The organism is Pseudomonas sp. BS3767 (assembly GCF_900099665.1).
GTDB lineage: Bacteria > Pseudomonadota > Gammaproteobacteria > Pseudomonadales > Pseudomonadaceae > Aquipseudomonas > Aquipseudomonas cerasi.
On the sequence record NZ_FNCX01000004.1, the window covers coordinates 540,288 to 549,620 of the forward strand.

Sequence of the window (9,333 nt, forward strand, 5' to 3'; positions counted from 1 at the left end):
TCCGTTAACCAGGCACGTGGGCTTGGGGTTGAGAATGATCGAACTGTCCCGCCATCCAGCCGCCGATTTGCACGGTGCTGGTCTGTTCAGTGGGGATCAGGTCGGAAAGCTGTCCGCCACTCAGGGCGGCGAGTCGGTCGCTGATCTGGAACAACTCGTCCAGGTCTTCGGAGATCACCAGAATGGCGGCCCCCGCGTCGCGCAAGGCAATCAGCGCCCGATGGATCGCCGCCGCAGCGCCGACATCAACGCCCCAGGTGGGATGCGCGGCAATCAACAGTTTCGGCTTTTGCAGAATTTCCCGACCGAGGATGAATTTCTGCAGGTTGCCGCCCGACAGACTGCGCGCCGGGGCCTGGGCATCCGGGGTCTTGACCGCAAAGCGCCGAATGATTTCGTCAGCCAGTGCGCGCACCTTGCTGCGCTGGATCAGGCCATTGTTCACCAGCCCTTGCTGAAAGGCGGTAAGCAGCGCGTTGTCGGCAAGACTGAGTTCCGGCACTGCGCCATGCCCCAGGCGCTCGGCCGGGACGAATGCCAGGCCACGCTTGCGCCGCGCATCGGGCCGCAGGTTGCCGACCGGGGCATCCTCAAAACGCAGAGTCGCCGCCTGGGCATGGGGCAAGGTCTGTTCGCCGCTGAGCAGCGCCAGCAACTCATCCTGACCATTCCCGGCCACGCCCGCGATACCGACGATTTCGCCGCTGCGTACTTCCAGGCTGAGGTCTTTGAGTGAGCAGCCGAACGGGTCCGGGTTGTGCCAGGACAGTTTTTCGATGCGCAAAAAGGCTGTGCTGCCGCTGACTTTCTCATACTGCGCGGTCAGCCCTTCGGCATCACCGACCATCAAGCGCGCCAGTTCCAGATCGGAGCATTCAGCGGGAATGCAGTGCCCGGAGACCCGGCCGTTGCGCAGTACAGTCGCGCTGTGACACAGCGCGCGCACTTCGCCCAGCTTGTGACTGATGAACAGAATGCTGCAGCCTTCTCGGGCCAGATGCCGCAGAGTCACGAACAGCTCATCGGCTTCCTGAGGCGTCAACACCGACGTGGGCTCGTCGAGGATCAACAGGCGAATGTCCTGCATCAGGCAGCGAATGATCTCGACTTTCTGCCGCTCACCAATCGACAGGCTGTGGACTAGCCTCTGGGGCTCCACTGCCATGCCGTAGCGTTGTGAGACCTCGCGGATGCGCGGTTCGAGTTGCTTGGGCGTGCCCGCCGCTGCGCCCATCGCCAGCGCGATGTTTTGCGCGACGCTGAGGGTTTCGAACAGCGAAAAATGCTGGAAAACCATGCCGATGCCCAGGCTTCTGGCCTGTGCCGGATTGCGCATGGTCTGCACCTGGCCTTGCCAGATGATCGTCCCGGCGTCGGGCTGCGTCACGCCGTAGATGATCTTCATCAGCGTGCTTTTGCCCGCACCGTTTTCACCCAGCAGGGCGTGAATCTCTCCGGGCTGAATCGTCAGGTCGACAGCGTCGTTGGCCAGGCAGCCGGGATATCGTTTGGTGATGTGGCGCAGTTGCAGGCGCGCAGCTATCGCGTGGTTTGACATGAAAGGCTCTGAGGCAGAAGTGGGTCGCGTGTGGATAAAGCAAAATCCTGGCCAAGGAGTCAGGATTCGCGTCCGATTCGTTGAATCGAGGCCAGGCACGGAGTTTTCGGCTCTGTCACCGGCCTTCGCCTATCGACGGCGCTCGTTTCAGCACCAGTTCGGGGCGTGCTTGCCTGGCGCGGGCCAATGTGGCCCTTTGATTTGAACAAAAAATGTACAGCGGACGTGGAGGGCGGTGCGCTGAAGCAATGCGCGACCCTTGCACCTGTTATCCACAGGTTCTTCCACAGATACTGTGCGCAAGCCGGTTGAGTGAGAATAATGCGGCGGCGGTTAACATCCAAAGGCACTAACAAGTGCTAACAGGCTGTTTTTGCACTCTTTATGGATCCACGCCCGGCAATTGCTCAAAAAACGATCATTCGCCTGAAACGCAAGCCCGGCAAGGCTCGCGGTGGAGTGTGCTCAGCTTATCCACAGCCGGATGCACAGTAGATGTGGGCAATTGTGACATGTGGCTCAGAGGCTCCGGCTATTGCTCCGGCGCTGCGTGCAGAAGGATTCTGCCGCGACTCAGATCGGCCAGTTGGCGCTGCAGGGTGTCGGTGTGCTCGGGGCCGATGGCGATGGACATCTGCACACCGTTGGCCATGAAGTTTTCGCTTTCCACCAGACCGTTCAGTTCGCCGAGACGCAGCTTGACCAGCGCCAGCTCGCTGAAGCTGCATTCAAGGTGGAACGACGCGCGCTGGATCAGCGGCAGACGCTCGGCCTGCTGCAGGCATTTGTTGGCACCGCCGCCATAGGCGCGGGCCAGGCCGCCGGTCCCCAGTTGAATGCCGCCGTACCAGCGGATCACCAGCACCACGACCTGATCGAACTCCTGCGCTTCGATGGCGGCCAGAATCGGCCTGCCTGCAGTGCCGCCCGGTTCGCCGTCATCGTTGCTGCGATACTGGCCACCGAGCTTCCAGGCCCAGCAATTGTGGGTGGCGTTCAGGTCACTGTGCTGCTCGATGAACGCCTGTGCGTCGGCCGGGCTGGCGATGGGGGCGGCGAGGGTGATGAAGCGGCTCTTGCGGATTTCTTCACGAAACTCGCAAGGGCCGATCAGGGTAAAAGGCATGCGTGTGTCCAGCTGACGTCAGGGCGACGATTCTACAAGGCTGGCGGGGTGAGCCCACAACCTTTGAGAATGATTCGAATTAGATTGTTGCTTGCCTGATCCATGTCTTGGCGAGTCAGTCGAGAACGACCGGTGACGCGACAGATCTGCGAGGCGAAGTCGGCATAGTGCTGGGTGCTGCCCCATAGCAGAAAGATCAGGTGCACCGGGTCGACGGGGTCCATCTTGCCGGCGTCGATCCAGGCTTGAAAGACCGCTGCCCGGCCCTGGAACCACAGGCGGTAATCCTGGCTGAAATACTCGCTCATGCATTCGCCGCCGCTGATGATCTCCATGGCGAAGATCCGCGAAGCCTGTGGCTGGCGGCGCGAGAATTCCATCTTGGCGCGAATATAGCGGGCCAGCGCCTCTGCCGGATCGTCTTCGACGCTGAGGTGGTTGAAGGTGCTGTCCCACAAATCGATGATGTTGCTGAGCACTGCGACATACAGGCCGAGTTTGTTGGTGAAGTAGTAATGCAGATTGGCTTTCGGCAGCCCGGCCTTGATCGCGATGGTGTTCATGCTGGTGCCCTTGAAACCGTGGCGGGCAAATTCATCTTCGGCTGCCTGGATGATCGCTTCTTCGTTCTTCTGACGAATACGGCTTGCAGGCTTGGTGACGTGAGCGCTGTGTGCGGGGACTTCAAGGGTCATGGGCAATTCCGGACAGGTCGTAGGGCGCGACGAATGAACAGATAGCGCACCGGCGAGCATCTCGCAAGCGTCGGTGCGGGCGCGGCAAGTAAAGTTATCGTGGTTGCTCCACAGGTTTGGGTTCCGCTGCATCGGCGCTCGGAACGGCGGCGACTTTGCCTTCCGGAATCAGCAGGCACATGACAATGGCCGTGATACCGCCGCTGGTGATGGCCGAATCGAACAGGTTCTGCACCAGTTTCGGCAACTGATGCAGCAGCGCAGGTTGCGCCGCAATACCCAGACCGACACCCAATGAGGTGGCAATGATCAGCATGCTGCGTCGGTCCAGCGGTGACTGGGCCAGAATGCGTACCCCGGCGGCGGCGACGCTGCCGAACATGACCAGCGTTGCGCCGCCGAGCACCGGCTTGGGGATCTGCTGGACGATGGCACCAATGTGCGGAAACAGCCCGAGCACGAACAGCACCGCGCCGATGTACAGCCCGACATAGCGACTGGCAACGCCGGTCAACTGGATCACGCCGTTGTTCTGCGCAAAGGTGGTATTGGGAAATGCGCTGAAGGTCGCGGCGATCATGCAGCTCACGCCATCACCCAGTACACCGCCCTTGAGGCGCGCCAGGTAACTCGGGCCGCTGATGGGCTGGCGCGCGAGCATGCAGTTGGCGGTCAGGTCGCCGACCGTCTCGATACTGCTGATCAGATAAATCAGCGCGACAGGCAGGAAAGCGCTCCAGTCGAAATTGAAGCCGAAGCGGAACGGCACCGGTACGCTGATCAACGGCAGGTCGTGAAGGGGTTGCGGCACCAGTTTGCCGCTGAACCATGCGGCCAGACTGCCCACCGCCAGGCCGATGATGATGGCTGACAAACGTACCCAGGGCGTATTCGATCGATTGAGCACAATGATCACGGCCAGCACGAACCCGCCCAGCGCCAGATTAACCGGGGCGCCGAAGTCCGGTGCGTTGAAGCCGCCGCCCAGGTCTGTCACGCCTACCTTGATCAGGCTCACACCAATCAGCGTGATGACAATACCGGTCACCAGTGGCGTGATGACCCTTCGCAACTGGCCAATGCAGCGACTCAGCGCGATCTGCACCAAGGCACCGAAAAAGCACACGCCGAAGATCATCGCCATGATGTCCTCCGGGCTGCCGCCGCGCTGCTTGACCAGAAAGCCTGCGGACAACACTGCGCCCAGGAAGGCGAAGCTGGTGCCTTGCAGGCAGATCATGCCCGCGCCGATACCGAACGGGCGGCGTGCCTGGATGAAGGTGCCGGTGCCCGAGACCATCAAGGCCATGCTGATCAGGTACGGCATGTACTGTGTCAGGCCAAGGGTCGAGCCGATGATCAGGGGCGGGGTGATGATCCCCACGAAGCTGGCGAGAACGTGCTGGAACGCGGCCAATATCGCCGTCCAGGGTTTGGGGCGGTCGTCCAGGCCGTAGATCAGATCATCGTTGTCGAGTGTTTCAGGCTGCATGGCGAGTTCTCGGACGGGGAAATGCCATGTGCTGGCGTGTCGTTGTTCGGGACTACTGCAAAAAACTGTCCAGTTGCTCAGCTTATTTTTATTTGATTCCATTTATTTCAATAAATATCAGCCTGATAGCGCTTTCAACGCGCTCTGCAGCGTCGGCGAACCGGCCAGGTGCAGGGCAGAAATGTGTCATCGGGTAGCGGCAAGTGTTTCCAGAAAGCTCTCCAGCACCAAATGAGGGCGCCGGCCTTTGCGGGTGACGGTCACCAGATTGAGGTCGTAGAACTTCGAATCCGGTTTCAATGCGCGCAGCCTGCCTTCCTGCACCCAGGCGTTGGCGTAATGATCGGGCAGGTAGCCTATGTAGCGGCCGGTCAGAATCAGGAAGGCGATGCCCTCCCGGTCGGACGCGCTGGCCGTGCAGGTCAGTGCCTGATAGTGGTCCTGGATCTCGTTGGGCAGGCGAAAGGTCGGAGCAATGGCTTCCTGCTGTGCGAGACGTGCGTCATCCAGCGTGGCATTCTCGGCGTAAAACAGGGGATGCCCGACCGCGCAATAGAGCAGCGAACGCTCGCTGTACAACGGATGATACTCAAGCCCCGGCAAGGCACTGGCCTGCGGCACGACGCCGACATGCAGGCCGCCGTCGAGTACACCGCGCTCGACCTCGGCGGGGGCGATCATGCGGATGTTGATGTGCACGCCCGGCCCGCGCTCTTTCAGCCGGGCCAGGGCATGGGTGATGCGCATGTGGGGGAGGGTGACCAGGTTGTCGGTCAGGCCGATGTTCAGCTCGCCGCGCAGGTTCTGGTGCAGGCCGTTGACCTCTGTCCTGAAACTTTCCAGCGCGCTGAGCAATTGCAACGACGACTGATAGACCTCGCGCCCTTCGTCGGTCAGGGAAAAGCCGGCGCGGCCTCGCTGGCACAGGCGCAGGCCAAGGCGTTGTTCCAGATCACTCATCTGCTGGCTGATCGCTGATCGGCCAATGCCGAGCACGCTTTCAGCCGCAGAAAAGCCGCCCGCCTCGACGACGCTTTTGAATAGGCGCAGCAAGCGGATATCAAAATCACTGACCTGCGACACCGGATCGGAACGACGGATATTCATTGTTTAGTGATTACCAAACCAAAGATCATAAAAGGCGGGTTTCATGAACTTTAGCCGCGTGGCACCTTGGCGGCAATGACCTTTCGTTTAGCGCCTGCGAGGCTTGCTCCCATGAATATGTTCGAAGTGTCCGATGTGCCTGTCACCCATCAGTTGAAGCTTGATGCTCACTGGATGCCCTACACCGCGAATCGAAATTTCCAGCGCGACCCGCGCATGGTCGTGGCCGCGCATGGCAGCTATCTGACAGACGACAAGGGGCGCAAGATCTACGATGCACTCTCAGGTCTATGGACATGCGGGGCTGGGCACACGCGCAAGGAAATTCAGGAAGCCGTTTCCCGGCAGCTGGGTGTGCTGGATTACTCACCAGGCTTTCAGTTCGGGCATCCCCTGTCGTTCCAGCTGGCAGAACAGATTACCGACCTGACGCCGGGCAATCTCAACCACGTCTTCTATACCAACTCGGGTTCCGAGTGCGCGGATACGGCGGTGAAGATGGTGCGTGCCTACTGGCGGCTGAAAGGCCAGGCGACCAAGACCAAGATGATCGGTCGGGCACGCGGCTATCACGGTGTGAACGTGGCGGGCACCAGCCTGGGCGGAGTGAATGGCAATCGCAAGATGTTCGGCCAGTTGATGGACGTCGACCACTTGCCGCACACCCTGCTGGCCAGCAATGCGTACTCGAAGGGCATGCCCGAGGCGGGCGGTATCGCGCTGGCTGACGAGATGCTCAAGTTGATCGAGTTGCATGATGCGTCGAACATCGCTGCGGTAATCGTCGAACCCATGGCGGGTTCGGCCGGTGTGATCGTTCCTCCGCAGGGCTATCTCAAGCGCCTGCGTGAAATTTGTGATCAGCACAATATCCTGCTGATCTTCGACGAAGTCATTACCGGCTTCGGTCGTACGGGCTCGATGTTTGGCGCCGACAGTTTCGGGGTCACGCCTGACCTGATGTGCATCGCCAAGCAGATCACCAATGGCGCCATCCCCATGGGCGCGGTAATCGCCAGCAGCGAGATCTATCAAACGTTCATGAATCAGCCAACGCCGGAGTACGCCGTCGAATTCCCTCACGGCTACACCTATTCCGCTCACCCCGTAGCCTGTGCAGCCGGGCTGGCGGCGCTTGAACTGCTGCAGCGGGAGAACCTGGTGCAGCAGGCCGCAGCCGTCGCGCCGCATTTTGAACGTGCGCTGCACGGTATCAAGGGCGCGAAAAACGTGGTCGATATCCGCAATTACGGTCTGGCAGGTGCCATCCAGCTCGCACCGCGTGACGGCGACGCCATCGTGCGGCCCTTCGAGGCAGGCATGAAGCTGTGGAAAGCCGGTTTCTACGTGCGCTTCGGCGGTGACACCCTGCAATTCGGACCGACCTTCAACAGCCAGGCGCAGGATCTGGATCGATTGTTCGATGCCGTCGGCGAAACCCTCAACCTGGTCGACTGACCGCGCTGGCAGGCTCTCTTCTTATATAAGTGCCTTTATCGCATCGGGTGTGAGCTGATTCACGCCCGTTGCCTTTATCCGGAGTTTTCCATGAGCAGCATTCAACACCTGATCCACGGCGAGTTCGTTTCTGCTGAAGGTCGTAGCGCCAATGTCTTCAACCCGTCGACCGGGCAGGTTATCCACACCGTGGCGCTGGCCGATCGCGAAACAGTCCAGAAGGCAATCGACTCGGCCAAGGCTGCCTTTCCGGCGTGGCGCAATACGCCGCCGGCCAAGCGTGCTCAGGTGATGTTCCGTTTCAAGCAACTGCTTGAGCAGAATGAGTCACGTATTGCCCAATTGATCAGTGAAGAGCACGGCAAGACCCTGGAAGATGCGGCGGGCGAGCTGAAGCGTGGTATTGAAAACGTGGAATACGCTTGCGCTGCGCCTGAAGTGCTCAAGGGTGAATACAGCCGCAACGTCGGGCCGAACATCGATGCGTGGTCTGACTTTCAGCCGCTGGGTATCGTTGCCGGTATTACCCCGTTCAACTTCCCGGCCATGGTGCCGCTGTGGATGTACCCGCTGGCCATTGCGTGTGGTAACTGCTTCATCCTCAAACCTTCGGAACGCGATCCCAGCTCCACATTGTTGATTGCCGAGCTGCTGCATGAAGCGGGGCTGCCGAAGGGTGTGCTCAATGTGGTTCACGGTGACAAGGTCGCGGTCGATGCGCTGATCGAAGCGCCGGAGGTCAAGGCATTGAGCTTCGTCGGTTCCACACCGATTGCCGAGTACATCTATAAGGAAGGCGCAGCGCGGGGCAAGCGCGTTCAAGCGCTCGGTGGTGCCAAGAATCATGCGGTGTTGATGCCGGATGCCGATCTGGACAACGCCGTGAGTGCCTTGATGGGCGCTGCCTACGGGTCCTGCGGCGAGCGTTGCATGGCGATTTCGGTCGCGGTATGCGTCGGCGATCAGATCGCTGATGCATTGGTGGCCAAGCTGGTTCCGCAAATCCAGAGCCTGAAGATCGGCGCGGGCACGACCTGTGGCCTGGATATGGGGCCGCTGGTCACCGGGCAGCATCGCGACAAGGTCGGCGGCTATATAGAGGACGGTGTGCAGGCGGGCGCGACTCTGGTGGTGGACGGGCGCAACCTTCAGGTTGCCGGGCATGAACAGGGCTTCTTCATGGGTGGCTGCCTGTTCGATCGCGTAACGCCAGAGATGCGTATCTATAAAGAAGAGATTTTCGGGCCGGTGCTGTGCATCGTGCGCGTGGACAGCCTTGAGCAGGCCATGCAACTGATCAACGATCACGAATATGGCAACGGCACTTGCATCTTTACCCGCGATGGCGAAGCGGCGCGTCTGTTCTGCGACGAGATTGAAGTGGGGATGGTCGGGGTCAATGTTCCACTGCCGGTACCGGTGGCCTATCACAGCTTTGGTGGCTGGAAGCGTTCCCTGTTCGGCGACCTGCATGCGTACGGTCCCGATGGTGTGCGCTTCTATACCCGTCGCAAGGCAATTACCCAGCGCTGGCCGCAGCGTGCGAGCCACGAAGCGTCGCAATTTGCATTTCCCAGCCTGTAAATTCTGCGGGAGGGAGATCGTCTTTAAAGAGGATCTCCCGTGTTTGCTGGGGCGTAACAAAGCAGGGTGAAGATTTTTGAAATTAACGGTTGACGCCCTCTGTGAGGTGTCTATAATTCGCCCCACTTCCGGCGCAGACGGAAACGAAAAAGCCTTGTAGATCAATAGTTTGCAAGGTTTTGGAGTGAAGGGTCAGCGAGGAAGTAGGTCGGGTCTGAATTGATCGACAGCGGTGAGAAAAAAGAGTTTGACACGCGGTTGTAACGCTGTAGAATTCGCCTCCCGCTGATGAGCAACTCCAGAGTTGATCGCA

At 60.0% G+C, this 9,333-nt stretch carries 7 protein-coding genes; 2 read left to right on the plus strand and 5 right to left on the minus strand.

Going from position 1 to position 9,333, the window contains the following annotated elements:
- Window positions 1–4 precede the first annotated feature (4 nt).
- The 5 genes from BLR16_RS15400 to BLR16_RS15420 form a co-directional block, all read right to left on the minus strand.
- Window positions 5–1,558, minus strand: coding sequence for an ABC transporter ATP-binding protein (locus BLR16_RS15400; RefSeq protein ID WP_058416264.1), 1,554 nt, complete (start codon window positions 1,556–1,558; stop codon window positions 5–7).
- 532 nt (window positions 1,559–2,090) lie between these two features.
- A complete protein-coding gene (locus tag BLR16_RS15405) occupies window positions 2,091–2,684 on the minus strand; it encodes an IMPACT family protein (RefSeq protein WP_003366563.1) in 594 nt (197 codons plus the stop codon).
- A 32-nt stretch (window positions 2,685–2,716) separates the two neighbouring features.
- A complete protein-coding gene (locus BLR16_RS15410) occupies window positions 2,717–3,379 on the minus strand; it encodes a TetR/AcrR family transcriptional regulator (protein ID WP_003318629.1) in 663 nt (220 codons plus the stop codon).
- 94 nt (window positions 3,380–3,473) lie between these two features.
- The gene (locus BLR16_RS15415; protein WP_058416265.1) at window positions 3,474–4,871 is read right to left on the minus strand and encodes a uracil-xanthine permease family protein; all 1,398 of its coding nucleotides are present in this window, start codon (window positions 4,869–4,871) and stop codon (window positions 3,474–3,476) included.
- 186 nt (window positions 4,872–5,057) lie between these two features.
- Complete coding sequence (locus BLR16_RS15420) at window positions 5,058–5,978, minus strand: LysR family transcriptional regulator (protein WP_003431839.1); 921 nt, start codon at window positions 5,976–5,978, stop codon at window positions 5,058–5,060.
- 111 nt (window positions 5,979–6,089) lie between these two features.
- Between BLR16_RS15420 and BLR16_RS15425 the strand changes: the two genes are divergently transcribed.
- Both BLR16_RS15425 and BLR16_RS15430 read left to right on the plus strand, forming a co-directional pair.
- The gene (locus tag BLR16_RS15425) at window positions 6,090–7,436 is read left to right on the plus strand and encodes an omega-aminotransferase AptA (RefSeq protein ID WP_054081332.1); all 1,347 of its coding nucleotides are present in this window, start codon (window positions 6,090–6,092) and stop codon (window positions 7,434–7,436) included.
- Between the two features lie 90 nt (window positions 7,437–7,526).
- Window positions 7,527–9,020 (plus strand): CoA-acylating methylmalonate-semialdehyde dehydrogenase, encoded by a 1,494-nt coding sequence (locus tag BLR16_RS15430; RefSeq protein ID WP_003366570.1) that lies wholly within the window; start codon window positions 7,527–7,529, stop codon window positions 9,018–9,020.
- Window positions 9,021–9,333 lie beyond the last annotated feature (313 nt).